General features: G+C 75.4%; 24 protein-coding genes. 15 read left to right on the plus strand and 9 right to left on the minus strand.

The window, feature by feature from the left end:
* The first annotated feature begins 225 nt into the window (after nucleotides 1–225).
* The 3 genes from dhaK to ACIF8T_RS10775 all read left to right on the plus strand — a co-directional run bounded on the left by dhaK (nucleotide 226) and on the right by ACIF8T_RS10775 (nucleotide 2,294).
* Nucleotides 226–1,218, plus strand: a complete 993-nt coding sequence (gene dhaK, locus ACIF8T_RS10765) for a dihydroxyacetone kinase subunit DhaK (RefSeq protein WP_400033378.1) — start codon at nucleotides 226–228, stop codon at nucleotides 1,216–1,218.
* A gap of 73 nt (nucleotides 1,219–1,291) precedes the next feature.
* Nucleotides 1,292–1,891 carry a dihydroxyacetone kinase subunit DhaL gene (gene dhaL, locus ACIF8T_RS10770; RefSeq protein ID WP_400033380.1) on the plus strand — a complete coding sequence of 200 codons (600 nt, stop codon included), beginning with the start codon at nucleotides 1,292–1,294 and terminating at the stop codon, nucleotides 1,889–1,891.
* Complete coding sequence (locus ACIF8T_RS10775) at nucleotides 1,884–2,294, plus strand: PTS-dependent dihydroxyacetone kinase phosphotransferase subunit DhaM (RefSeq protein ID WP_400033381.1); 411 nt, start codon at nucleotides 1,884–1,886, stop codon at nucleotides 2,292–2,294. The genes dhaL and ACIF8T_RS10775 overlap by 8 nt, the downstream gene beginning before the upstream one ends.
* Before the next feature lie 355 nt (nucleotides 2,295–2,649).
* Here ACIF8T_RS10775 and ACIF8T_RS10780 read toward each other — a convergent pair whose 3' ends face one another.
* Nucleotides 2,650–3,288, minus strand: a complete 639-nt coding sequence (locus ACIF8T_RS10780) for a TetR/AcrR family transcriptional regulator (RefSeq protein ID WP_400033383.1) — start codon at nucleotides 3,286–3,288, stop codon at nucleotides 2,650–2,652.
* Nucleotides 3,289–3,418: 130 nt separating this feature from the next.
* Between ACIF8T_RS10780 and ACIF8T_RS10785 the strand changes: the two genes are divergently transcribed.
* The gene (locus ACIF8T_RS10785; protein WP_400033385.1) at nucleotides 3,419–4,183 is read left to right on the plus strand and encodes an SDR family NAD(P)-dependent oxidoreductase; all 765 of its coding nucleotides are present in this window, start codon (nucleotides 3,419–3,421) and stop codon (nucleotides 4,181–4,183) included.
* A 114-nt stretch (nucleotides 4,184–4,297) separates the two neighbouring features.
* On the opposite strand, the gene ACIF8T_RS10790 is transcribed toward ACIF8T_RS10785, so the two are convergent.
* Entirely contained in the window at nucleotides 4,298–4,426 is a 129-nt protein-coding gene (locus tag ACIF8T_RS10790) for a hypothetical protein (protein ID WP_400033387.1), read from the minus strand.
* A 390-nt stretch (nucleotides 4,427–4,816) separates the two neighbouring features.
* Here ACIF8T_RS10790 and ACIF8T_RS10795 point away from each other — a divergent pair, with 390 nt between their 5' ends.
* Together ACIF8T_RS10795 and ACIF8T_RS10800 are read left to right on the plus strand one after the other, a co-directional pair.
* On the plus strand, nucleotides 4,817–5,827 hold the full coding sequence (locus tag ACIF8T_RS10795; RefSeq protein ID WP_400033389.1) for a fibronectin type III domain-containing protein: 1,011 nt from the start codon (nucleotides 4,817–4,819) through the stop codon (nucleotides 5,825–5,827).
* A gap of 230 nt (nucleotides 5,828–6,057) precedes the next feature.
* Nucleotides 6,058–6,591, plus strand: a complete 534-nt coding sequence (locus tag ACIF8T_RS10800; protein WP_400033391.1) for a hypothetical protein — start codon at nucleotides 6,058–6,060, stop codon at nucleotides 6,589–6,591.
* A 106-nt stretch (nucleotides 6,592–6,697) separates the two neighbouring features.
* On the opposite strand, the gene ACIF8T_RS10805 is transcribed toward ACIF8T_RS10800, so the two are convergent.
* The 3 genes from ACIF8T_RS10805 to ACIF8T_RS10815 all read right to left on the minus strand — a co-directional run bounded on the left by ACIF8T_RS10805 (nucleotide 6,698) and on the right by ACIF8T_RS10815 (nucleotide 9,813).
* Entirely contained in the window at nucleotides 6,698–7,249 is a 552-nt protein-coding gene (locus tag ACIF8T_RS10805) for a PadR family transcriptional regulator (protein ID WP_400033393.1), read from the minus strand.
* Between the two features lie 40 nt (nucleotides 7,250–7,289).
* Complete coding sequence (locus ACIF8T_RS10810; protein ID WP_400033395.1) at nucleotides 7,290–9,305, minus strand: FAD-dependent oxidoreductase; 2,016 nt, start codon at nucleotides 9,303–9,305, stop codon at nucleotides 7,290–7,292.
* 139 nt (nucleotides 9,306–9,444) lie between these two features.
* Entirely contained in the window at nucleotides 9,445–9,813 is a 369-nt protein-coding gene (locus ACIF8T_RS10815) for a hypothetical protein (protein ID WP_400033397.1), read from the minus strand.
* 246 nt (nucleotides 9,814–10,059) lie between these two features.
* On the opposite strand from ACIF8T_RS10815, the gene ACIF8T_RS10820 reads away from it, so the two are divergent.
* Complete coding sequence (locus ACIF8T_RS10820; RefSeq protein WP_400033399.1) at nucleotides 10,060–12,138, plus strand: SpoIIE family protein phosphatase; 2,079 nt, start codon at nucleotides 10,060–10,062, stop codon at nucleotides 12,136–12,138.
* 12 nt (nucleotides 12,139–12,150) lie between these two features.
* On the opposite strand, the gene ACIF8T_RS10825 is transcribed toward ACIF8T_RS10820, so the two are convergent.
* Complete coding sequence (locus ACIF8T_RS10825; protein ID WP_400033401.1) at nucleotides 12,151–12,984, minus strand: putative protein N(5)-glutamine methyltransferase; 834 nt, start codon at nucleotides 12,982–12,984, stop codon at nucleotides 12,151–12,153.
* 248 nt (nucleotides 12,985–13,232) lie between these two features.
* On the opposite strand from ACIF8T_RS10825, the gene ACIF8T_RS10830 reads away from it, so the two are divergent.
* The 5 genes from ACIF8T_RS10830 (at nucleotide 13,233) to ACIF8T_RS10850 (ending at nucleotide 18,404) form a co-directional block, all read left to right on the plus strand.
* Nucleotides 13,233–13,838, plus strand: coding sequence for a sulfite oxidase-like oxidoreductase (locus ACIF8T_RS10830; protein ID WP_400033403.1), 606 nt, complete (start codon nucleotides 13,233–13,235; stop codon nucleotides 13,836–13,838).
* A 4-nt stretch (nucleotides 13,839–13,842) separates the two neighbouring features.
* A complete protein-coding gene (locus tag ACIF8T_RS10835; RefSeq protein ID WP_400033915.1) occupies nucleotides 13,843–14,616 on the plus strand; it encodes a ferredoxin reductase in 774 nt (257 codons plus the stop codon).
* Between the two features lie 670 nt (nucleotides 14,617–15,286).
* A complete protein-coding gene (locus ACIF8T_RS10840) occupies nucleotides 15,287–16,255 on the plus strand; it encodes an acetylxylan esterase (RefSeq protein ID WP_400033405.1) in 969 nt (322 codons plus the stop codon).
* Between the two features lie 112 nt (nucleotides 16,256–16,367).
* Nucleotides 16,368–17,531 carry a serine hydrolase domain-containing protein gene (locus tag ACIF8T_RS10845; protein WP_400033407.1) on the plus strand — a complete coding sequence of 388 codons (1,164 nt, stop codon included), beginning with the start codon at nucleotides 16,368–16,370 and terminating at the stop codon, nucleotides 17,529–17,531.
* A gap of 129 nt (nucleotides 17,532–17,660) precedes the next feature.
* Nucleotides 17,661–18,404 (plus strand): GntR family transcriptional regulator, encoded by a 744-nt coding sequence (locus ACIF8T_RS10850; RefSeq protein WP_400033409.1) that lies wholly within the window; start codon nucleotides 17,661–17,663, stop codon nucleotides 18,402–18,404.
* Here ACIF8T_RS10850 and ACIF8T_RS10855 read toward each other — a convergent pair.
* From ACIF8T_RS10855 to ACIF8T_RS10865, 3 genes are read right to left on the minus strand one after another with little or no spacing between them, the layout of a single operon-like run.
* On the minus strand, nucleotides 18,374–19,165 hold the full coding sequence (locus tag ACIF8T_RS10855; RefSeq protein WP_400033411.1) for an acyl-CoA thioesterase: 792 nt from the start codon (nucleotides 19,163–19,165) through the stop codon (nucleotides 18,374–18,376). The two genes, ACIF8T_RS10850 and ACIF8T_RS10855, sit on opposite strands and share 31 nt — an antisense overlap.
* A 30-nt stretch (nucleotides 19,166–19,195) precedes the next feature.
* The gene (locus tag ACIF8T_RS10860) at nucleotides 19,196–19,948 is read right to left on the minus strand and encodes a class I SAM-dependent methyltransferase (protein WP_400033413.1); all 753 of its coding nucleotides are present in this window, start codon (nucleotides 19,946–19,948) and stop codon (nucleotides 19,196–19,198) included.
* A 4-nt stretch (nucleotides 19,949–19,952) separates the two neighbouring features.
* Complete coding sequence (locus ACIF8T_RS10865; RefSeq protein WP_400033415.1) at nucleotides 19,953–20,516, minus strand: PadR family transcriptional regulator; 564 nt, start codon at nucleotides 20,514–20,516, stop codon at nucleotides 19,953–19,955.
* 69 nt (nucleotides 20,517–20,585) lie between these two features.
* Between ACIF8T_RS10865 and ACIF8T_RS10870 the strand changes: the two genes are divergently transcribed.
* The 3 genes from ACIF8T_RS10870 (at nucleotide 20,586) to ACIF8T_RS10880 (ending at nucleotide 23,951) form a co-directional block, all read left to right on the plus strand.
* Nucleotides 20,586–20,984, plus strand: a complete 399-nt coding sequence (locus tag ACIF8T_RS10870; RefSeq protein ID WP_400033417.1) for a nuclear transport factor 2 family protein — start codon at nucleotides 20,586–20,588, stop codon at nucleotides 20,982–20,984.
* 547 nt (nucleotides 20,985–21,531) lie between these two features.
* Nucleotides 21,532–22,674 (plus strand): transcription termination factor Rho, encoded by a 1,143-nt coding sequence (gene rho, locus ACIF8T_RS10875; protein ID WP_400033419.1) that lies wholly within the window; start codon nucleotides 21,532–21,534, stop codon nucleotides 22,672–22,674.
* 101 nt (nucleotides 22,675–22,775) lie between these two features.
* Nucleotides 22,776–23,951, plus strand: a complete 1,176-nt coding sequence (locus ACIF8T_RS10880; protein WP_400033421.1) for a D-alanyl-D-alanine carboxypeptidase family protein — start codon at nucleotides 22,776–22,778, stop codon at nucleotides 23,949–23,951.
* The last annotated feature ends 105 nt before the right edge of the window (nucleotides 23,952–24,056 follow it).

Below are 24,056 nucleotides of genomic sequence, written 5' to 3' on the forward strand. Positions count from 1 at the left end.
AGGCCGGCCGTGCGCCCGGTGCCCGGTGCGGTCCTCGGCCGCCGCGCCCCGGGAGGTCACCGGCGGCGTCCGCCACCACGGCCCGATCACCGCTCTCACGTGACCTTCGCCGTCCCAGGGCAGATACTGCCCCCATAGGGCTCCGGTCGACATACGGGTGCCCTGCCGAGGCACCTGTCAGGACGGTACGGAAGCCATCCACCTGCCAAGCCCCAGGAGGTACCCATGAGGATGCTCATCAACGTCCCGGAGACCGTCGTCGCGGACGCGCTGCGCGGTCTGGCGGCCGCCCATCCCGAGCTCGCCGTGGACGTGGAGAACCGGGTGGTCGTACGGCGGGACGCGCCTGTGGCCGGGAAGGTGGCCCTGGTGTCCGGGGGCGGCTCCGGGCACGAACCGCTGCACGGCGGCTTCGTGGGCCCCGGCATGCTGTCGGCGGCCTGTCCTGGCGAGGTGTTCACGTCCCCCGTGCCGGACCAGATGGTGCGGGCGGCGGCCGCCGTGGACAGTGGCGCGGGCGTGCTGTTCATCGTGAAGAACTACACCGGTGACGTGCTCAACTTCGACATGGCCGCCGAACTGGCCGAGGACGAGGGCATCCAGGTCGCGAAGGTGCTCGTCGACGACGACGTGGCGGTGACCGACAGCCTCTACACGGCCGGGCGGCGCGGCACGGGCGCCACCCTGTTCGTGGAGAAGATCGCGGGCGCGGCGGCGGAGGCCGGCCTGCCGCTGGAGCGGGTGGAGGCCCTCGCCCGGCAGGTCAACGAGAACTCCCGCAGCTTCGGCGTGGCCCTGAGCGCCTGCACCACCCCCGCCAAGGGCAGCCCCACCTTCGACCTGCCGCAGGGCGAACTGGAGTTGGGCATCGGCATCCACGGCGAGCCCGGCCGGGAGCGCCGGCCGATGATGACCTCGGGGGAGATCGCCGAGGCCGCCGTCGACGCGATCCTGGCGGACTTCACGCCGCGCAACCCCGTCCTGGTGCTCGTCAACGGCATGGGCGCGACGCCGCTGCTGGAGCTGTACGGCTTCAACGCCGAGGTGCAGCGGGTGCTGGGCGAGCGCGGCGTCCCCGTCGCCCGCATCCTCGTCGGCAACTACGTCACCTCCCTGGACATGGCCGGCGCCTCCGTCACCCTGTGCCAGGTGAACGAGGAGATGCTGAGGCTGTGGGACGCGCCCGTGAAGACGCCGGGGCTGCGCTGGGGCATGTGAGACACGGGCGGGGAAAGGACCACGACGTGCCCGTCCGCGGGACCCCGACGTACCTACCACGCAAGGAGATCCAGTGCTCGACGCCGACTTCTTCCGCCGCTGGATGACGGCGACCGCCGCGTCCGTGGACCGCGAGGCGGAACGGCTCACCGCCCTCGACTCCCCCATCGGGGACGCCGACCACGGCAGCAACCTCCAGCGCGGTTTCGCCGCCGTGACCGCCGTCCTGGAGAAGGAGGCGCCCGCCACGCCCGGTGCGGTGCTGACGCTGGCCGGACGGCAGCTCATCTCGACCGTCGGCGGTGCCTCCGGCCCGCTGTACGGGACGCTGCTGCGCCGCACCGGCAAGGCGCTCGGGGACGCCCCCGAGGTCAGCACGGCCCAGCTGGCCGAGGCGCTGCGCACGGGGGTGGACGCGGTGCGGACCCTCGGCGGTGCCGCGCCGGGCGACAAGACCATGATCGACGCGCTGGTGCCCGCCGTGGACGCGCTCGGCGAGTCCTTCGCCGCGGCGCGGGACGCCGCCGAGCGGGGCGCCGAGGCGACGATCCCGTTGCAGGCGCGCAAGGGCCGGGCGAGCTATCTCGGCGAGCGCAGCATCGGCCACCAGGACCCCGGCGCCACCTCGGCGGCGCTGCTCGTCGCCGGACTCGTGGAGGCCGCAGGTGAGTGACGGCAAGCTGGTCGGGATCGTCCTCGTGTCGCACAGCGCGGAGGTGGCCAGGTCCGTGGCCGACCTGGCGAAGGGGCTGGCCGGCGGCGGCACGGCGGTGCCGGTCGCCGCGGCGGGCGGTACCGAGGACGGCGGGCTCGGCACGAGCGCCGAGCTGATCGCGGCGGCCGCCGCGTCCGTCGACCGCGGTGCCGGGGTCGCCGTCCTCACCGACCTGGGCAGCGCGGTGCTCACCGTGAAGGCGCTGCTCGCGGAGGGGGACGAACTCCCCGCCGGCACCCGCCTGGTGGACGCGCCGTTCGTCGAGGGCGCGGTGGCCGCCGTCGTCACGGCCTCGGCGGGAGCCGACCTCGCGGCGGTGGAGGCGGCGGCCGCGGAGGCGTACGCGTACCGGAAGGTGTGAAGGGCTTCCGCGTGATCGCGTGATCGGGTGATCGCGTGATCGGGTGATCGGGTGATCGCGTGATCGGGTGAGGTGGCCGGCCCGGGCGGGCCGTTCCGGCGGAAACGGTGGAACCGTCCGGGCCGGGCGGGGTGATGGAGCCGTCCGGTCCGGACAGGGTGATGGAGCTGTTCGGCCCGGACGGGGTGATGGAACCGTTCGGCCCGGACGGGACGGTGGAACCGTTCGGCCCGGACGGGGCGGAAGGGGCGTCCGGTCTCCGTCCGGACGGGGCGTCGGGTACGGGCAGGTCGGACGGGCCGGCACAGGGAGTGCCCCGGGCCGCCGGTCCGGCCCGGCCGGGCGGGTCCCGCCGTCAGGTCAGTCCCTGCGACGCGACGGCGAGAGCCGCGCGCAGGGTCGCCGCGAGCTCGGTCCGGGCCGTCGCGGCGTCCGTGCGCGGGTCGGCGGTACGCCAGGCGTAGTGCTCCACCGCCGCGCGCAGGGCCGCGTTGAACATGGCCGCCTGGATCGCGGGCCGCAGGTCGCCGGCGGGCAGCCCGGCGCGGTCGGCGAGGGCGCGGGCGAACGCCGGCTCGGCCTCGTCGTAGGTCTGGAGCCAGACCGCCCGCAGGCCCGGCTCGGTGCGGGTGAGGCGGACGAGCGCCCCGACGGTGACGCGCTCGGGACCGGCGAGGAGGCGGTCGTCGGCCAGGAGTTCGCGGTCCAGGACCTCCTCCAGGGGCCGGCCGGGGGCCCAGCGCCGCAGACACCCGGCGATCAGGTCGATGCCGGCCGAGAACAGCGGCCGGACGCAGCTCTCCTTGCTCGGGAAGTACCGCCACACGGTCCGCGCCGAGACGCCGACCGCCTGCCCGATCTGTTCCCCGGTGGTCGCGGCGACGCCCTGGGCGACGAACAGGTCCACCGCCGCCCGGGCGATGTCCAGCCGGATCTCGGCCCTGCGCTCCTCGGTGAGGGGCGGTCGTCCTGTGCGTCCGCGGGCTGCGGTCATCTGCTGTTCCTCCGGCGCGGTCGTCGCTCTCCCGGAATTCTCCACGACGACTTTCCGTCACTGAGCGACATTAAGTCGTAGGGTGTGCGCGGCGGACATGGTGTCCGCCCACACAGGGAGGGGAGACCTCATGGCGGGCAGTGGAGTGGACGGGCGCGGCGTCATCGTCACGGGAGGGGCGTCGGGCATCGGGCGCGCCGCCGCGCTGGCCTTCGCCGCGCAGGGGGACCTGGTACTGGTGGCCGATCTGGACGCCGAGGGGGCGAAGTCGGTCGTCGAGGAGATCGGGCGGGCCGGGGGCACGGCGGTCGCGGTCACCGGCGACCTGAGCGCGCAGGACGTCGTCGACCGGGTCGCCGCCACCGCCCTGGAGCGCTTCGGCGGGGTGGACGTGCTGGTGAACAACGCCGGGATCATGGACCGCATGTCGGCCCTCGCGGACGTGAGCGACGCCGAGTGGGAGCGGGTCATCCGCGTCAACCTCACCGCGCCCTTCCTGCTCACCCGGGCGGTGCTGCCGCACATGCTGGCGGCGGGCCGGGGCGCGATCGTGAACACGGCCTCCGAGGCCGGGTTGCGCGGCAGCGCGGCGGGCGCCGCGTACACGGCCTCGAAGCACGGCGTGGTGGGGCTGACCAAGTCGCTGGCGGTGATGTACCGGAAGCAGGGCATACGCGCCAACGCCGTCTGCCCGGGCGGCACCCGGACGGGCATCGCCGTGGACGCCGAGCAGGGCGCGCACGGCCCGGCCACGCTCGGCCCGCACTTCGTCAACCTCGGCCGCCTGGCCCGGGCCGAGGAGCAGGCCGCCGCGATCGTGTTCCTCGCCTCGGACGCGGCGGGCAACATCAACGGCGCGATCCTGCCCGTCGACGACGGCTGGGCAGCCGTCTGACACATCGCCACCGACCTTGTGCGGGGCGGTGGTTCAGCCGACGACGACGACTCCCGTGCCGGCCGCTCGCCCGCCGCCACGGCCGCCACGGCCGCCTCGCGTCCTCGGCGGGCGTCACCCGCGCGCCCGCGCGCCCGCGAAGAGGATGTACGTGACGCCGGAACCCGTGCCGCCGCCGCGCGGGCCGGTGTCGCCGACGACCGCGTACCGCACCCGGTTCCGGTCCCGGTGGGCGACGGCCACGACCGGTCCGCTCCGGATGCCGTGGGCCAGTGGTACCGGAACGGGCCCGGGAGCGGGCACGACGACGAGGAAAAGACTCTCGGCGCCCAGCGGGCGGCTGCCGGAGGAGGGCCCGACGGTGCGGTGCGCCGGTCCGCCGACAGCGGCCGGGGGCCTGGGCCCTTCGCGGGGCCCGGCCGCCCGGCCGCGGCGCCGGCGCGGGATCTGCGACGACAGCGGTCCGCGCCACAGGCACGAACTCATCGCCTCTCGGGAGGAGTTCGGCCGTGAGCAACTTCAGCATACGTACCCCTGGGCGCAGGGTCACCCGCGCCACCCTCTTGATGTGGACGCGTCGACGGCGCCATATTGGTGTGGACCAATGCGGAGTACGCCCGGGGAGGCAGAGTCGTGCGAGGCGTTCCCTTTCCCTTCCCCGCCGCCCTGCGCCGCGGCGCCGCGCTCTGCGGCGCGCTCGGCCTCGTCGCCTCCCTCGCCTCCTGCGGGTGGGGCGGTCCGGACGGCGACGACGGCGGGCGGCTGCCCGGGGCGCCGACGGGGATCACCGCCGCGGCCGGCAGCGCGACGAGCGTGCACGTCATGTGGAACGCGGTGACCACGGACGCGGGGATCGGCGCCTACGAGGTGTACCGCGGCGCCACGAAGGTCAAGGAGGTGCCCGGTTCCGAGCACATGGTGGACGTCACCAGGCTCCGGCCGTCCACCACCTATGCCTTCACCGTGCGGGCACGGGACACGGAGGGGCGGCTCGGGCCGCCCAGCCGGGAGGTCCGGGCGACCACGCCCGAGGCGGCCCCGGCCGACCGCGCGGCCCCGACCCGCCCCTCGGCGCTCAAGGGGCGGGCGGTCGGCAGCCGGGCCGTCCAGCTGTCCTGGTCCGCGTCGACGGACGACCGGGGCGTGGTGTCGTACGACGTCCACCAGGGCGGGACGAAGATCCACAGTGTGGGCGGGTCGCAGACGGCGGCCGTGGTGACCGGGCTGCGGCCTGGCACCCGGTACGTCTTCACCGTCCGGGCCCGGGACGCGGCGGACAACGTCTCCCCCGCCGGCACCGCCGTCCGGCTCACCACCCCGGGCCGCGACGCCGGCGGGGCCACCGCGCCCACCGGGTTCCGGGTGACGAGCCGGGCGGCCGACGGGGCGTACCACCTGGACCTCAGCTGGGTCCCGCCGCGCACGGACGGCGTGATCACGGAGTACCAGGTCCACCTCGACGGCCGGCCGGCCACCTCGCTGGTGTTCGGCGGGAACGCGCCGCGCGACCGGGCGACGTACAGCTTCTACGTGGGGCGCGAGAGCGGGGTCAGGCACCGGGTGCGGCTGCGGGCCAAGCTGCCGGACGGCACCTGGGGCGGGTTCTCCGCGGAGCGGACGGTGACGACGGGCGCGGGGCGCTGAGGAGGCGGTGCGCCGGCGCGCCGAAGGGGGCCGGCGCGCCGCGCGGCGGGCCGGCGTGACCGGCTGCCCGGGTTCCCCCGTACGGGCCAGTTCGTCACCTGCCCGGCGGCGGCCGGGCTGCGGCACGGCCGCCGGGCGCATGGGATGCCCCTGAAGGCAGCACGGGCGTTTCCCCGACCTCGGCGGCGCAAGGGATGTACCGCCAGCCGTGCCGCCGGAAGGCAGCCACCATGCGCAACGCACAGCCACTTGTCCGCTACGGCCTGACTGCGGCAGCCGCCGCCGCGCTCCCGCTCGCCCTGACCACCGGCGCGGCCGCCGCTCCGGGGATCTCCGTGAGCACCAGCGGCTCGACGGTCTCGGTCACCACCAGCGCGTGCACCGAGAGCAGCGGTGCCTGGGGCACCGCCTCGCTGCTGACCAGCGGCCAGGCGAACTTCTCCCAGGGCCGCCAGGTCGCCCTGTCGGGCTCGGCCGCCAACCAGTCCGCCGCCTGGTCGAACGTCAGCCCGGGCACGTACACCGTCATCGTCATCTGCTCGAACGGGACCACCGCGGGCTCCCAGTCCGTCATCGTCTCGGCGCCCGCCACCCCGCGGCCGACCCCCACCGTGTCGCCGTCCCGCGGCGTCATGGGCGGGCTCGGCGGAGGCTCGAAGGACTACGGCACCCTCACCCTGGTGGCGGGCGGCGCGCTGGTGAGCACCGGGCTCGTCGCCACGGGCTGGTACCTGCGCCGCCGCAACAAGCCGTACCGCCTCTGAGACGGGCACGGCACGTTCCGGCCGCGTCGGCCCGGTCAGCAGCGCTGCGGCCGTCTCCGCCCGGTTCGCGCTCCGGCCGCGTCGGCCGGTTCCCGGCCCGGCCGTGTCAGCCCGCCTCGCGGTCCGGCAGGTCGTCGAACTCGGCGAGCGCGCGCCTGAGCCACTGGGTCCAGAAGGTCTCCAGGTCGATGCCGGCCCGGAGCACCAGGTGCCGCAGCCGGTCCTGGGCACTGTCCCGGCCGGGCGGGAAGTCGCGCTCGTCGATCTCCCGGTACTCCGCCAACTGGCGTTCGTGCAGCTCCAGATGGCGCCGCAGGTCGGCCTCGAGGCCCGCGGTGCCGACCACGGCCGCCGCCCGCAGCCGCAGCAGCAGGGCGTCGCGGTGCGGCTTGGGGTCCTGGGAGGCGGCGGTCCAGCGGGCCAGTTCCGCACGGCCCGCGGGCAGGACCTCGTAGCTCTTCTTCTGCCCGCGCGCCGGCTGTTCGGAGGGCAGGGCCCGGATCAGGCCCTCGGCCTCCAGCTTTCCCAGCTCGCGATAGATCTGCTGGTGCGTCGCCGACCAGAAGTAGCCGATCGACCTGTCGAACCGGCGGGTCAGGTCCAGCCCCGACGACGGCTTCTCGAGCAGGGCGGTGAGGATCGCGTGCGGGAGTGACATGCGGTCATCCTAGGGACGCGCCGGACGCCCCGGGCCTCCCCTACAGGGCCGCCGCCAGCTCGGTGCCCTGCTTGACGGCGCGCTTGGCGTCCAGCTCGGCGGCCACGTCGGCGCCTCCGATGAGGTGGACGGAGCGCCCGTCGGCGACGAGCCGCTCGTACAGGTCGCGGCGCGGTTCCTGCCCGGTGCACAGGACGACCGTGTCGACCTCCAGCACCGTGCTCTCGCCGCCGACGGTGACGTGCAGTCCGGCGTCGTCGATCCGGTCGTAGCGCACGCCCGGGACCATGGTGACGCCGCGGTGCTTGAGCTCGGTGCGGTGGATCCAGCCGGTGGTCTTGCCGAGGCCGGCGCCGACCTTGGTGGTCTTGCGCTGGAGCAGGTGGACGGTGCGCGGCGGGGCGGGGCGCTCGGGCGCGGCGAGGCCGCCGGGGGCGCGGTAGTCGAGGTCGACGCCCCAGTGACGGAAGTACGTGGCCGGGTCCTCGTGGGCCTTGTCGCCGCCGTCGGTGAGGTACGCGGCGACGTCGAAGCCGATGCCGCCGGCGCCGAGGACGGCGACGCGCTCGCCGACGGGGGCGCCGCCCTGCAGCACGTCGAGGTAGCCGACGACGCTCGGGTGGTCGACGCCGGGGATGTCGGGGACCCGCGGGGTGACGCCGGTGGCGACGACGACCTCGTCGTAACCGGCCAGGTCGTCCGGGCCCACCCAGGTGTTCAGCCGGACGTCGACGGCGTGCTCGTCGAGCCGGGTGCGGAAGTAGCGCAGCGTCTCGTCGAACTCCTGCTTGCCGGGGACCCGGCGGGCGACGTTGAGCTGGCCGCCGACCTCGCTCGCGGCGTCGAACAGGGTGACGTCGTGGCCGCGTTCGGCGGCGCTCACCGCACAGGCCAGGCCGGCGGGTCCGGCGCCAACGACGGCGACGCGCTTGCGCAGCCGGGTCGGGGCGAGGACCAGTTCGGTCTCGTGGCAGGCGCGCGGGTTGACCAGGCAGGAGGTGATCCTGCCGCTGAAGGTGTGGTCGAGGCAGGCCTGGTTGCAGCCGATGCAGGTGTTGATCGCCTCGGGGCGGCCGGCGGCGGCCTTGGCGACGAAGTCGGGGTCGGCGAGCATCGGCCGGGCCATCGACACCATGTCGGCGTACCCCTCGGCGAGCAACTGCTCGGCGAGGTCGGGGGTGTTGATGCGGTTGGTGGTGACCAGCGGGACCGACACCTCGCCCATGAGCCGCTTGGTGACCCAGGTGTAGGCGCCGCGCGGCACGGAGGTGGCGATGGTGGGGATGCGGGCCTCGTGCCAGCCGATGCCGGTGTTGATGATCGTCGCCCCGGCGGCCTCGACGGCCCGGGCCAGCTCGATCACCTCGTCGAGCGTGGAGCCGCCCGGCACCAGGTCCAGCATGGACAGCCGGTAGATCAGGATGAAGTCCTCGCCGACCGCCTCGCGCACGCGGCGCACGATCTCGACGGGGAAGCGCATGCGGTTCTCGTACGCGCCGCCCCAGCGGTCGGTGCGGCGGTTGGTCGGGGCGGCGACGAACTCGTTGATCAGGTAGCCCTCGGAGCCCATGATCTCGACGCCGTCGTAGCCGGCCCGCCGGGCGAGGCGGGCGGCGCGGACGTAGTCGTCGACGGTGCGCTCGACGTCGGCGTCGGTGAGCTCGCGGGGCGGGTAGGGGCTGATCGGCGCCTGGAGAGGGCTCGGGGCGACGAGGTCCGGGTGGTAGGCGTAGCGGCCGAAGTGCAGGATCTGCATCGCGATCCGCCCGCCCGCGCGGTGCACGGCGTCGGTGACGACGGTGTGCCGCTCGGCCTCGGCCTCGGTGGTGAGCTTGGCGCCGCCCTCGTACGGCCGGCCCTCCTCGTTGGGGGCGATGCCGCCGGTGACGATGAGGCCCACCCCGCCGCGGGCGCGCTCGGCGTAGAACTCCGCCATGCGGGCGAAGCCGTTGTCGGCCTCCTCCAGACCCACGTGCATGGAGCCCATGAGGACCCGGTTGGGCAGGGTGGTGAAACCCAGGTCGAGCGGGGTCAGCAGGTGCGGGTAACGGGTCATCGGGCCCTCCGTGCGCGGTGTCGTCCCCGTAGTTGTAGAGGACGACGGACGCCTTATGCAACTAGTTGCATAAGGCGTGACGCAGGGCACAGCCCAGGGCCCGCCGGCCGGTGCCCGCGGGCGGACCCCTCGTTTCACCTCACCGGTTCTCCAGCCTGACGTGCAGTTCCTTCTCCTGGTCGCCGGAGGCCGAGCTCAGGTCGTGCACGGCGAACAGGGAGTCGAGGGTCTCGCGGAAGCGGTCGATCGCCCAGTACCCGCCGTGCGCGTCCGCGACGACGGAGGCGTGCAGCCGGGCCGGGCGCGCGGCCTCGTGGGCGTCGGCGACGTCGAACGTGCCGAGCCACACCGTCGGACGCGTCCGATGGAGTTCCTCCGGCACGTCGTCCGAGCAGCGGTCCGACGCGAAGCAGGCGCACAGCGTGTCGAACACGATCCGGGCGTCGTCCTTGCCGCATCCGCTGATCTCCACCGAGACGGACTCCGGGTGCGCTCGCTCGCGGTCCATCGTGGTCGCTCCTCTCGTGGCGGCACTGCCGTACCCACCCCAACCCCAGCAAAGCACCACCTTCCGCCGAGCACTACCGGCGGGAGCGCCGCCGTCCCGCCGTTTTCCGCACGGCGGCGGCCGCCGTGTTGGGAGAAGGTGGAAGGAGACCGCGCAGGCGTCGAGGAACGGCTCCTCGCGCGGTAGAACAAGGGGAGTCGGCACCGCGACGGCGTGCCGCGAAGGATCGGCGAAGGCGGGCGTGGGATGAGTGCAGCCGGGTCTCCCGTGGCCGGGGGCGACGAGCCGGCGCGCGGGCCGGTGGAGCCGAGCGGGCTGCTGGACGTGCTGCGCGTCGCCTCGGTCGTCCTGGACGCCGCGGGCCGGATCGTCCTGTGGAGCCCGCAGGCGGAGGAGCTGTTCGGGTACACCGCGCAGGAGGCCCTCGGGCAGTACGCCGCCCGCATCATGATCCACGAGCAGCACGTGGACCTGGTCGTCAAGCTGTTCGCCGACGTGATGGAGACCGGCCGGGACTGGGCCGGGGCCTTCCCCGTCCGGCACAGGGACGGCAGCACCCGCCTGGTGGAGTTCCGCAACATGCGGCTCCAGGACGACCGGGGGGAGGTGTACGCGCTGGGGCTGTGCGTCGACCAGTCGACGGTGCGCCGTCTGGAGCGGGAGCTGGCGCTGTCGACGCGGATGATCGAGCAGTCCCCGATCGGGCTGGCGGTCGTGGACACCGAGCTGCGCTACGTCTCGGTCAACCGGGCGCTGGAGGGGCTGAACGGCATCCCGGCCGAGGAGCAGATCGGCCGCACGGTCCGGGAGCTGCTGCCGCAGCTCGACGCCGACTCCGTGGAGGCCGCCATGCGGGAGGTGCTGGCCACCGGCCGCCCGGTGATCGACCAGCGCATGGTGGGCCGCACCCCGGCCCACCCGGACGAGGACCACGCCTGGTCCGTCTCCCTGTACCGGCTGGAGGACCCCAACGGGGCCGTCCTGGGCCTGGCGGGCATGGCCCAGGACGTCACCGAGCAGTACCGGGCCGGCCTGGAGACCGAGGCCGCCCGGCGCCGCCTGGCCCTCATCGCCGACGCCTCCACCCGGATCGGCACCACCCTGGACCTGGACCACACCGCCTGGGAGCTCGCCGACGTGGCCGTGCCGGAACTGGCCGACGTGGCCGCCGTGGACCTGCTGGACGCGGTGGTCAAGGGCCACCGCAGCAGCCTCGGACCGGCCGAGTCCGCGGTGATCCGCGCCCTGGCCGTCCAGGGGCCGCACGCCCCCGACGCGGTGCTGGCGGCCGACCCGCCCGGCCACGTCGCGCTGTACGCCCCGGACCGCCTCGTCACCGAGTGCGTGCGCACCGCGCACCCCGTGATGCTGCCGCACGTCGCCGACGAGGACCTGCCCCGCATCGCCCGCTCCCCGGAGGCGGCGGAGCTGCTGCGCCGGGCGGGCGTCCACTCCTACCTGGCGGTGCCGCTGATCGCGCGCGGCGAGGTGCTCGGCGCCCTCGACCTGAAGCGCACCGGCAACCCGGTGCCGTTCGGCGAGGACGACCTGCTGCTGGCCCGGGAGCTGGCCGCCCGCGCGGCCGTGCAGATCGACAACGCGCGCTGGTACCAGAACGCCCGCGACACCGCGCTCACCCTCCAGCGCAGCCTGCTGCCCAGCCATCCGCCGATGACCGGCGGGCTGGAGGTGGCCTCCCGGTACCAGCCCGCCGGGGCCACCAGCGAGGTCGGCGGGGACTGGTTCGACGTGATCCCGCTGGACGGCGGCAAGACGGCGCTCGTGGTGGGCGACGTGATGGGCAGCGGCATCACCGCCGCCACCACCATGGGGCGGCTGCGCACCGCGACGAACACGCTGGCCTCCCTCGACCTGGACCCCGCCCTGCTCCTCGAACACCTCGACAAGATCACCATCGGGCTGGACGACGCCATCGCCACCTGCGTCTACGCCGTCCACGACCCCCGGCTGCGGCAGTGCCACATCGCCAACGCCGGGCACCTGCCGCCGGTCCGGATGCACGCGGGCCGCGCCCCGGAGCTGCTCGACCTGCCCACCGGGGTGCCGCTCGGCGTCGGCGGCGTCACCTTCTCGACGACCACCGTCGACCTGGAGCCCGGCGACCGGCTGGTGCTCTACACCGACGGTCTCGTCGAGACGCGGCGGCACCCGCTCGACGAACGGCTCGCCACCCTCCTGGACCTGCTCGGCGGCCCCGACCGTCCCCTGGAGGAGGTCTGCGACCTCCTGCTGCGCACCCTGCACGAGCCGGACAACTCCGACGACGTGGCCCTGCTGATCGCCCGGGTGACGGAGTCGGCCTGACGGCCCGCGCCCTCACGGCCGTACGCCGGTCACCACATGGGCGTACCCCTCCTCGGAGACGGCCAGACGCGTCGTCAGGCCGCCGCGCTCGAAGGCGTCGACGGCCGCCGGCGCCTGCTGCCGGCCGGTCTCCACCAGGACGCAGCCGCCCGGCGCCAGCCAGCGGGGCGCCTCCTCCGCGACCCGGCGCACGACGTCCAGGCCGTCCGCGCCGCCGTCGAGGGCGGTCAGCGGCTCGTGGTCCCGGGCCTCCGCCGGCAGCAGCCCGATCTCGCCGCTGGGTACGTAGGGCACGTTGGCGGCGAGGATGTCGACGCGGCCCCGCAGGGCGGCGGGCAGCGCCTCGAACAGGTCGCCCGTGTGCACCTGTCCGCCGGCCGCGGCGACGTTGCGGCGGGCGCAGCGCACGGCCACCGGGTCGATGTCCGCGGCGTGCAGCTCGACGGGGCCCAGTCCGGCGGCCAGCGCCGCCCCGACGGCACCCGAGCCGCAGCACAGGTCCACCACGACGGCCGCGCCGGGCGCCAGGGCGAGGGCCTGCTCGACGAGGAACTCGGTGCGGCGCCGGGGGACGAAGACCCCCGGCTCCACGGCGATGCGCAGGCCGCGGAACTCGGCCCAGCCGACGACGAGTTCGAGGGGCGCGCCCGCGGCCCGGCGCGCCACCAGGGCGGCGGCCTCGTCCGGGGTGCGCGCGGCGGTCAGGATCAGCTCGGCCTCGTCCTCCGCGAAGACGCAGCCGGCGGCGCGCAGCGCGGCCACCACGGAGTCGCGGGAGGACGGGGAAGGGGACGGCACCGGTGACGCCGACGAGGACGACGACGGGACGGAAGAGGAAGACGGCATGGAAGCCAGGAGCCTTTCGGAGGACGAAGGGCGCTCCCGCGGTCACCTACTGCCGGTGATCCGCGCTGCCTTGAGGTGAGAGCACCCGAGCCGGCACAGCGGTAATGGGTCTCACCTCCTCGGCTTCCGACGGCCGGGACCGTCCGCAGCCGGAGCGTCACACTACCCGATGGGCCGGGTCCGGGGGCCCGTTCGGCCGGACGACCCCGTACGGTTGGGGGGCACACACGTACGGAGGCACCACCCGCATGAACGTCACCCGAGGCTTCGCCGGGCGTCCGCGCGTCGACAACCCCGGGCTGCCGCCCGGCCAGTACGACGCGGGCGACGACTGGCCCGTCCTGTCCGCCGAGGTCACCCCCGACCTGTCGCCCGCCGACTGGACCTTCCGGATCGACGGGCTGGTGGCCGAGCCCCGCACCTGGACCTGGGACGAGGCGCACCGGCTGCCCTCCTCGGCGTACGAGGGCGCCATCCACTGCGTGACCGGCTGGTCGAAGTTCGGGGCCCGGTTCGCGGGCGTCTCCCTCGACGCCTTCCTGGACGCGGTGCGGCCCCACGGGTCCGCCACCCATGCCGTCGCCTACGCGCACACCGGCTACACCACGAACCTGCCGCTGGCGGACCTGACCGGCGGACGCGCCTGGATCGCCTGGGAGTACGACGGGCGCCCGCTCGCCGCCGAGCACGGCGGTCCCGCCCGGCTGATCGTGCCGCACCTGTACTTCTGGAAGAGCGCCAAGTGGATCGCGGGCCTGCGGCTCCTCGGCCACGACGAGCCGGGCTTCTGGGAGCAGAACGGCTACCACGCGCGGGGCAACCCGTGGGAGGAGCAGCGGTACTCCGGTGACTGAGAAGCTGTCCGACGAGCCGGCCGGAGGGTTCCCCTTCACTCCCCCGACGCGGTTCGCCGTGCCCGGGCGGATCGCCGTGAGCGAGCAGGCCGCCGCGGTGTGGCGGACCGCCACGCTCACGGCGATCCGCCGCGAGACGCCGCGTGCCGCGACCTTCCGGTTCGCCGTGCCCGACTGGCCGGGGCACCTGCCCGGCCAGCACCTGATGCTGCGGCTGACCGCCGCGGACGGCTACGTGGCCCAGCGCCACTACTCGATCGCGTCCGCGCCGGACGATTCCGGCCACGTCGAGCTCACCCTCGACCACGTCGAGGGCGGCGAGGTCTCGGGCTGGTTCCACACGGTGGCCCGGCCCGGTGACCGGGTGGAGCTGCGCGGTCCGCTGAGCGGCTTCTTCGCCTGGCCGGGCGACCGGCCCGCGCTGCTGGTCGGGGCCGGCTCCGGCGTCGTCCCGCTGATGTCGATGGTGCGGCACCACCGGGCGCGGGGCCTGTCCGTGCCGCTGCGGCTGCTGGTGTCGGCGCGCACCCCGGAGGACCTCCTCTACGCGCGGGAGTACGGCGCGGAGACCACCCCCGTGTTCACCCGGCGCGCGCCGGAGGGCGTGCCCGTGGGACGGATGACGGCCGCGCATGTGGCGCCGCTCCTGGCGGAGAGCGTGCCTGGTGGGTGGGAGGCCTATGTGTGCGGGTCCAACGCCTTCGCCGAGCACGCCTCCCGCCTGCTGGTGGCGGCCGGCCAGCCGGTGGACCGGATCCGTATCGAGCGCTTCGGCTGACGGCCGCGCCACCCGCCCGCGGGGTGGCGGCCGCGCCGTCTCCCCGCGGGCGGCCGGCGCTTCGCCGTGCCGCGGCCGGGCCCCTGCCCGCCGGCTCGGCACGGCGGCACGGGCCCGGCAAGCACGACGGGAGCACCGCCCGCCGCCCTCCACCCCCGGCCCACGGGCCCACGGGCCCACGGGCCCACCCTCACGAGGTACCGCCCCGCCTCCCGCGTCCCGCCGATCCGCGGGCGGGCACGCTCCGCCCGGCGCCCGCGCGGGCCGCGGCGGCGGGCGGTGTCCGCCGTGCGGGACACCTCTTCCGTGCGGGCGCGCGTAACCGTGGCGCGGCGCGGAGGACCCGGCGGCGGTCCACGGCGGCTTGCCCGGCCCTCCGGGCGGCGGCCCTTCCGACTCCGGCCCTTCCGGACGCCAGCCCTTCCGGACACCGGCCCTTCCGGACACCGACGGCCCGGTGACCCGACCACCTGCCCCCGTCAAGCCCTCCGGCAGCGCCTCCGCCCGTCGCCCCCGGCGCGCGGTGACACGTGTGTGACCAGCGGAGCAGCGCGCACCCGGGGCGTCGGGCCGGCGGACGGAGTGCGGCGGGACTCTGGCCAGTCCTCCGATCACCGACGTACGGTGTGATCGATCATCCGCACGGCTCTCCCCGCAAAGGCGGTCCCCGATGGCCCTGTTCGACCTGCCGCTCGACGAACTGCGCGAGTACCGCAGCGCCTCCACCGAACCGGAGGACTTCGACGCGTTCTGGTCCAAGACGCTCCAGGAGGCGCGCGAGCACGACCTGGACGCCCGTTTCGAGCCGGTCGACACGGGGCTGACCACGGTCGAGGTGTTCGACGTGACGTTCGCCGGTTTCGGGGGGCACCCGGTCAAGGGCTGGCTGACGCTGCCCGCCGGTGCGGACGCGCCGCTGCCGCTGGTCGTGGAGTTCGTCGGCTACGGAGGCGGGCGGGGCCTGCCGCACGAGCACCTGCTGTGGGCGTCCACCGGCCGGGCGCACTTCGTGATGGACACCCGCGGGCAGGGCAGCGCCTGGGGCGGCGGGGGCGGCACCCCCGACCCGGTGGGCGGCGGGCCCGCGTACCCGGGGTACATGACGCGCGGCCTGGAGGCACCCGAGCACTACTACTACCGGCGGGTGTTCACGGACGCGGTGCGCGCCGTCGAGGCGGCCCGGTCGCACCCGCTGACCGACCCGGCGCGCACGGTGGCCCTCGGCACCAGCCAGGGCGGCGGCATCACGATAGCGGTGGGCGGCCTGGTCCCGGACCTGGCGGCGGTGGCCCCGGACGTGCCGTTCCTGTGCGACTTCCCGCGCGCGACGACGACGACGGACCGCCACCCGTACCGGGAGATCGGCCTGTACCTGAGGACCCACCGGGGCCGTGCGCAGGAGGCGCGGCGCACGCTCTCCTACTTCGACGGCGTGCACTTCGCCGCCCGCGGCCGGGCGCCCGCGCTGTTCTCGGCGGCCCTGGAGGACCAGACCTGCCCGCCGTCGACGGTGTTCGCGGCGTTCAACGCCTGGGCGCACGACGACAAGGCGATCGAGGTGTACGAGTTCAACGACCACGAGGGCGGCGGCGCCCACCAGGAGGCGGCCAAGCTGCGCTGGATGCGGTCGTACGCCTGATCCGGCCGTGTTCCGCCGACAGGGTTCCCTCTTGGTCCGACCAGTCGGTACGTTCTGGGCGCCCGGGTGCGCGGCGACGCGGCCCGGGCTTCCGACGGTCGAGGGAGGGGCGATGCCCGAGCACGAGGTGGCGGTTCACGGCCACTGCGACCCGCGTTTCACGGCGGTGCGCACGGCGTTCGAGGAGAACTTCCGGGTGCGGGAGGAACTGGGGGCCGCCGTGACCGTCATGGTCGGCGGCGTGACGGTGGTGGACCTGTGGGGCGGCTGGGCCGACGCGGCCCGCACCCGCCCCTGGGAGCGGGACACCCTGGTCAACGTGTGGTCGACGTCCAAGGGGCCGGTGGCGCTGTGCGCACACCTCCTCGCCGACCGGGGCCTGCTCGACCTGGACGCGCCGGTGGCCGCGTACTGGCCGGAGTTCGCCGCGGCGGGCAAGGAGCGGGTGCTCGTACGGCACCTGCTGTCGCACCGCGCCGGGCTGGCCGGCCTGCGGGAGCCGCACTCGCTCGCGCAGCTGTACGACTGGGAGCTGACCACCCAGCGGCTCGCGGCGACACCGCCCTGGTGGGAGCCGGGGACGCGGTCGGGGTACCACGCGCTGACGTTCGGTCATCTCGTCGGCGAGGTGGTGCGGCGGGTCTCCGGGCTGCTGCCCGGGGCGTTCCTGGAGCGGGAGGTGACCGGGCCGCTCGGCGTCGACTTCACCGTCGGGCTGCCGGAGAAGGAGGCCGGACGGGTGGCCGAGCTGGTGCGGCCGCCCGTCGCCGCCGGTGAACAGGCGGCGGTGTTCGCCCAGTTGGAGCCCGCCGCGATCGCCGCGCTGGCCAACCCCTCGGTGGGCGCCGCCGAGGCGAACACACCCGGGTGGCGGGCCGCGGAGATACCGGCCGCCAACGGGCACGGCACCGCCCGGGCCGTCGCCGCGCTCTACGCGGTCTTCGCGGGCCGCGGCACGTACGACGGCCACCGGGTGCTCGGCGCGGAGGCGGCCGAGCGGGTGCGCGAGGGGCAGGGCAGGTGCCGGGACCTGGTGCTCGGGGCGGGGTTCGAGCACGAGACCGAGGTGGGGCTGGGTCTGTGGCTCAGCGGCGAGAACGGCTCGTACGGCCCCAACCCGCGCGCTTTCGGACACGACGGCTTCGGCGGCTCGTGCGGGCTCGCCGACCCGGAGGCGGGCGTGTCGCTGGGGTACGTCATGAACCGGATGGGCTCCCGCATCGCCGACGACCCGCGGAAGACGGCGCTGGTGGACGCCGTGTACGGCGCGCTGTGACACGGGCGGGGGCGGTGCTGTTTCGGCCGAACCCCCGGACCACCCTTCCCTAGTGGTTTAGACCAATGCTAGATCTGGTGGCGCACCGAGCCCGTACGGCTACCGCACGTGACCACCAGGAGGCGCGGCATGGCCCGCACCACCCCGCACGACCCCCCGCCGACCCAAGGAGGTCCGCTGTACCGGCGGATCGCGGCGCAGTTGCTCGGCGAGCTGCGCGACGGGGCGATACCGCCCGGTGAACGACTGCCGGGCGAGCGGCGGTTGGCCGGCCGCTTCGGGGTCAGCCGGGAGACCGTACGGCAGGCGCTGGAGCTGTTGCGCCGGGACGGGCTGGTCACCACCGACCGGCGCGGCAGCCACGCGACGCTGCCCGGGCTGCCGGTGGAGACCCCGGCCTGGCTCACCTTCCCGGTCGGCGCCCGGGCCGCGGACCCGGGTGCCGCGGCCCGGGCCACCGTGGCCTGGGAGGCTCCCCCGGCGGAGCACGCCAGGGCGCTGGGGCTGGCCCCGGACCGGCCCACGCTGGTGCACCGCTACCGGTGCGCGACCGCCGACGGGCGCGGACTGCGCACGGCGGTGACGTCGTTCTCCGCCGTGGCCCTCGCCGAGGTCGAGGAACTGGCCCGCTACCGCGACCGCGCCGACGGGCCGGCCCGCGCCCAGCTGCGGCGGGCCTACGACTGGATGCGCTCGGCGGGCCTGACCCTGCACCACCGCGACTGCATCACCCCGCTCCCCGGCACGCCGTCGGTCCGGGTCACCCGGCGGGTGCACGACCAGCACGGCCGGCCGCTGGAGATCACCGACCTGGTGGTGAGCGCCCAGCAGGAGGCGCTGGTCTACGAGTTCACCCTGCCGTCCGCCGGCTGACCGGGCGCGCCGCGGACGACCCTCGCCTGGCGCCCCAGGCCCAGCAGGGCACCTTCCGCCGACCACACCGCGCTGTCGTCGACCGCCCAGCCGCCACCGGCCTCCTCGGTGCGGATCCGGACCAGGGCCCAGCCTTCGGGGGCGTCGTCGAGGGCGCCGGTGAAGTGGACGGTGAGTTCCGCCGTGGGGACCGGGCGCGGGCTGCGCCAGCGGGCGAACAGGGCGGGCGGCAGCACGTCGGTGAGGGTGGTGACGGCCGCGGCGTCGAGCGCCCGCCCGTCCAGGAACCGCACCCAGGCGACGAGTTCGGCGCGGGGACCGCCCGCGAGCGGGAGGTCGGCCGTGGCGGGCCGGATCTCCAGCTGCCCGGCGAACGGGGCGAGCCACGGCGCGAGCCGCAGCGGCGCGCGGTCCTGCGGGCCGGGCACGTCCGGCGCGGGGCGCCCGGCGTGCGCGGGCCCCGGGCGGGCCGGGCCGAACAGCGCCGAGCCGAGCAGGACCGGCGCTCCGTTCTGGTGGCCGGTGAAGACGCAGGCCGCGGTGCGGCGCCCGGTCGACGGGGCGGTGCCGGAGACGTGCAGCGGGTCCGCGGTGACGGGGGCCAGGAAGTGGGTGGTGAGGGTGCGGACCGGGTGGGCGCCGCCGGCGAACCGGTCGCGGACGGCGGCCAGGGCCACGGCGGCGACGTGGCCGCCGTGCCCTCCCTCCCAGGACCGCCACGCGGGGTCGATCCGGGTCTCGGTGTCGGTGGTTACGGTCACGGGCCCACCCTAGCCGGGTGAGTTGGAAAATCAAACGGTACGGTCCGGGGAATCCGCCCGGTCCCGCCGCCGGGCCACGACCAGCCGCACCCGCGGGCTGCCGTCCGGGCGCCGCCCGAACTCGGGCAGCGCCCGGAGCTCCACCCGGAACCCGGCCCGCTCCAGCTCGCGGCGCACCTCCCCGAGCCGGAACGTGCGGTAGTACATGACGAACGGCGGCCGCCACAGCGCGTTGCGCACCCGCATCACCGCGTCGAAGCCCAGCAGCGCCCAGTACCCGGGGGAGCTCGGACGGGGCGGGGCGACCAGCGGGAAGGCGAACCGGCCGCCGGGCCTGAGGACGGCGTGGACCTGCGCGAACAGGCCCGGCAGCTCCCGGGGCAGGAAGTGCCCGAACGCCCCGAAGCTGACCACCAGGTCGAAGGCGGGCCCGAACGGCAGGGCGCGGGCGTCGGCACGGACCCAGGAGACCGGCGGGCCCGCCGGGCGGGTGCGCCGCCGCGCCTCGGCGAGCATGCCCGCGCTGAAGTCGACCCCCGTGACCCGCTCCCGGCACACCCGGGCGAGCACCTCGACGCCGGCGCCCGTGCCGCAGCACAGGTCGAGCCCGGCGTCGACGGGCCCCGTGCGCTCCAGGGCCGCCGCCACCGCGTCGAGCACGGCGGGCGGCGTCCGGAAGGGGGTGTGGTCGAACTTGGGGGCGAGGAGGTCGTAGCCGCGCTGGACGGACGACAGCGCCTGGACGGCGAGTTCGCGCAGACTCGGGCCTTCAGGGCTGAACATCGGCTCAGCCTAGGGGAGCCCGCCGCTTCAGGACCGCCAGTACGCGCTCGCACCAGCGCACGTTCTCCTCCTCGAAGGCGATGCCCGCCATCAGCGTGAGGTACGGCCCGATACGGTCGGCCTCCTCCAGGTACCGCTCCTCGCTGCGGCCCGCCAGGAGCCGTTCCCGGACGCGCGCGTAGCGGGCGAGCTTGGCGCGGGCCCATGCCCCGCGCTCCTCGACGAGCGCCCGGGTCGCCTCGGGGTCGGTGCCGTCCATGGCCTGGATCTTGATCAGGAGTTCGTCGCGGATGGCGGTGGGGCGCCGGGGCGGCTCGGCGGCGAAGGCGCGCAGGTCCGCGCGCCCGGCCTCGGTGAGCGTGAACATCCGCTTGTCCGGCCGGCGTTCCTGCCGCACCACCCGGGCCTCGATCAGCCCGTCCCCCGCGAGGCGCTCCAGCTCGCGGTAGAGCTGCTGCGGTGTCGCGGCCCAGAAGTTGGCCAGCGAGACGTCGAACGCCTTGGACAGCTCGTAGCCCGAGGCCTCGCCTTCCAGGAGGGCGGCCAGGACGGCGTACTTCAGGGACATGTGGACATGCTAACGGCGGTTGACTACTCTACTCCGCACCTATTCAACAAGTTGACTACAGGGGTTGCGATGAAGGCATTCCGGGCGGCGGTCGAGGCGTCCGACCTCGACGCCGTGGAGGCGCTGCTGGCGGAGGACGTCGTCTTCACCAGCCCCGTCGTCTTCAAGCCGTACACCGGCAAGGCGATCACGGCGGCGATCCTGCGCGCCGTCGTGGAGGTCTTCGAGGACTTCCGCTACGAGCGGGAGATGAGCGGGGCGGACGGCCACGACCACGCGCTGGTCTTCACCGCGCGGGTCGGCGACCGCCGGATCACCGGCTGCGACTTCCTCCACGTCGGCGAGGACGGCCTGATCGACGACCTCATGGTCATGGTCCGCCCGCTGTCGGGCGCCCAGGCGCTGGCGGAGGCCATGGGGGCGCGGTTCGAGCAGATCGCACGGGACGCGCAGACGCGGTCCGCGTGAGCCGCGCCTCGTGCCCGCCCCCTCCCGCGTGACCACCGGGCAGCAGCCGTGCGCGCCCGCGGGGTGACGCCCGGTCAGGGACGCGCCGTCACGCGGGAGGGGCCGGCGCGGCGGGCGTCCGCCGCGGTGTGACGCGAGGGAGGCGGGGCAGGGCGGCCGTTCGGCGCCTCCCGCCTCCTCGGCGTTTCCATCCCGGTGTCCGGGTGCGGGAATGCGGCCGCCGGCGCTCGCGTTGACGCCCGTGCACCGCCTGCCCGCCCCGCACCGTCCGTCCTTCACGCCATCCGCACCGGGTGGTACAGTGCGACGAGCATGTCTGTGCGCCCCGTACCGGGTGCCGGTGCCGTTCCTCCTCTCCCTTCGCCGAGCCCGTCCGTCGCCGCGCGACCGGCGTGCCGGCTTCCCCGCACCACTCCGCGAGCAGGGGTTCCCCCTCGGATTCCGGTGCTGTTCCCGCCGCCCGGAGGCGCGTGTCCGCCCTCCCCGCGCGGCTTCTCCCCTTCCTTCGCATGCCTCGTGCCGCACGTCCTCGAAAGGACACCCACCCATGACCACCACACTCGAACAGCCCGCCGCCCGGCCCGTTTCCGCGGCCCGGATCGTCACCGGCCTCCTCGACCTCGACGCGAGCGGGAAGGGGCACCTGCGCGGCGCGAACTGCCTGCCCTCACCGGCCGACCCGCCGGTCGCCGCCGCGCTGGTCCGCCGGCTCGGTCTGCGCGCGGGCGACCTCGTCGAAGGCGTCCGGGGCGACCGGGGCGGCGTCGGCGACGTCGTACGGGTCAACGGCCGTACGCCCGGCGCACTGCGCGGACGGCGCCACTTCCGGGAGCTGACCCCCGTGCACCCGCACCAGCGGCTGCGCCTCGAACACCCGGCGGCCGGCCTGGCCGGGCGGGTCCTGGACCTGATGGCGCCGGTCGGCAAGGGCCAGCGCGGCCTGCTCGTGGCCCCGCCCAAGACCGGCAAGACCGTGCTCCTCCAGCAGGTCGCCGCCGCGATCGCCGGCAACCACCCCGAGTGCCGGCTGATGGTCGTGCTGCTCGACGAACGTCCCGAGGAGGTCACCGACATGCGGCGCTCGGTGCGGGGCGAGGTGTACGCCTCGACCTTCGACCGGGCGGCCGGGCAGCACATCGCGCTCGCCGAACTCGTGATCGAACGGGCCAAGCGGCTGGTCGAGGCGGGCGAGGACGTCGTGATCCTCCTCGACTCCCTGACCCGGCTGTGCCGGGCGCACAACAACGCGGCCGCGGCCGGTGGCCGCACGCTCAGCGGCGGCGTCGACGCGGCCGCGCTGGCCGGGCCCAAGCGGTTCTTCGGCGCCGCCCGCCGGACCGAGGAGGGCGGCTCCCTCACCGTCCTCGCCACGGCGCTGGTGGAGACCGGCTCCCGTGCCGACGACTTCTTCTTCGAGGAGCTCAAGGGCACCGGCAACATGGAGCTCCGCCTCGGCCGCGAACCGGCCTCCCGCCGCCTGTTCCCGGCCGTGGACCTCACCGCCTCCGGCACCCGCCGCGAGGAACTCCTGCTCTCCCCCGCCGAGTTGACGGCCGCACGCGGACTGCGCCGGGCCCTGCGGGACCGCGACGGGCACAGCGCCCTGGAGACGCTGCTGGAGCGGATGCGCGCCACCGCGGACAACGCGGCGTTCGTGCGGCGCGTCCAGCCGACGCTGCCCGCCGCCTGACGCCGCGTCCGGCGCCCGCCGCATCCCCCGTCCGGGTGCTCGCGCGGACCGTCCGGCCCGGCCAGCGCGGTGTTCGAAGGGCTCGTTCCTACGTTTGCGGTATGACGATCCGATTGACTTCCCGGGCGGCCGTGTCCACCTGCGCGCTCTGTGTCGCGGGCCTGCTGGCGCTCTCCCCCGCCGCCGCGGCCACCCGTTCGGGGGCGGATCCCGGCCCGCGCGGCGGCGGGCAGCGGGCCGGGGTGCCGCAGCCCTCACTGCTGTACCGCTCCGGCACGCAGGTCCGGCCGCGCGCCGGGGCACCCCGGGTCCCGGACGTGTCGGCCCTGTCCTGGCTGGTCGCCGACGCCCGCACCGGGGAGGTCCTGGCGGCGCACGACGCGCACCGCAGGCTGCCGCCCGCCAGCACCCTGAAGACCCTGTTCGCCCTGGCGGTGCTGCCGGTGCTGCCGGGCGGCGTCCGGCACACGGTCGACGAGCGGGAACTGCGGGAGGTCGGTTCCGGCAGCAGCCTCGTCGGGGTCGCCGAGGGCAACACGTACCGGGTCACCGACCTGTGGAACGGGGTGTTCCTCAACTCGGGCAACGACGCCGTGCACGTCCTGGCCGCGCTCAGCGGCGGCCGGCGGGCCGCGGCCCAGCGGATGGAGGCCAAGGCCCGGTCCCTCGGCGCCCGCGACACGCGCGTGCTGTCGCCGGACGGCTACGACGCCCCGGGGCAGGTGTCGTCGGCGTACGATCTGACGCTCTTCGGACGGGAAGGGCTGCGCAACCCCGACTTCGCCCGGTACTGCGCCACGGTCGAGGCCGACTTCCCGGGGCGCGGCGGCGACTGGTCCTACCCCATCCGCAACACCAACCGGCTGCTGACCGGCTCCGACGGGGTGCAGCGGTACCGGGGGCTGATCGGCATCAAGAACGGCTACACCAGCGAGGCGGGGCACACGCTCGTCGCGGCGGCGCGCCGGGACGGGCGCACGCTCGTGGTGACGGTGATGAACCCCCAGGACGGCGACGGCTTCGCCGTGTACGAGGAGGCGCGGTCACTGCTCGACTGGGGGTTCGCGTCCGCCGGGCGGGTCGACCCGGTCGGCTCGCTGGAGGCGCTGCGCGCCCGGCCCGTCGCGCACGAGGTCCCCGCGTCCGCGGCGGTGACGCCGCCCGGCGCCGGCTCCGGCTGGGCGCAGGCGGGGACGATCGCGGGCGCCGCCGCGCTGGGCGCCGGGGTGGTGACGCTGGCGCTGCGGCTCCTGGGCTGCCGCCTCGTCCAGGAGTGACGGGCGGGCGGCCGCGGCGGCGGGCCGGGGGGCCACGCGTACCCGCGGGCGCCGCGCACCCGTCGGCAGGGCACCGCGCACCGGGCGGCCGCCCTGCGGGTCCGC

Origin of the sequence: Streptomyces sp. NPDC085946 (assembly GCF_044540485.1) — a bacterium.
Classification (GTDB): Bacteria; Actinomycetota; Actinomycetes; order Streptomycetales; family Streptomycetaceae; genus Streptomyces.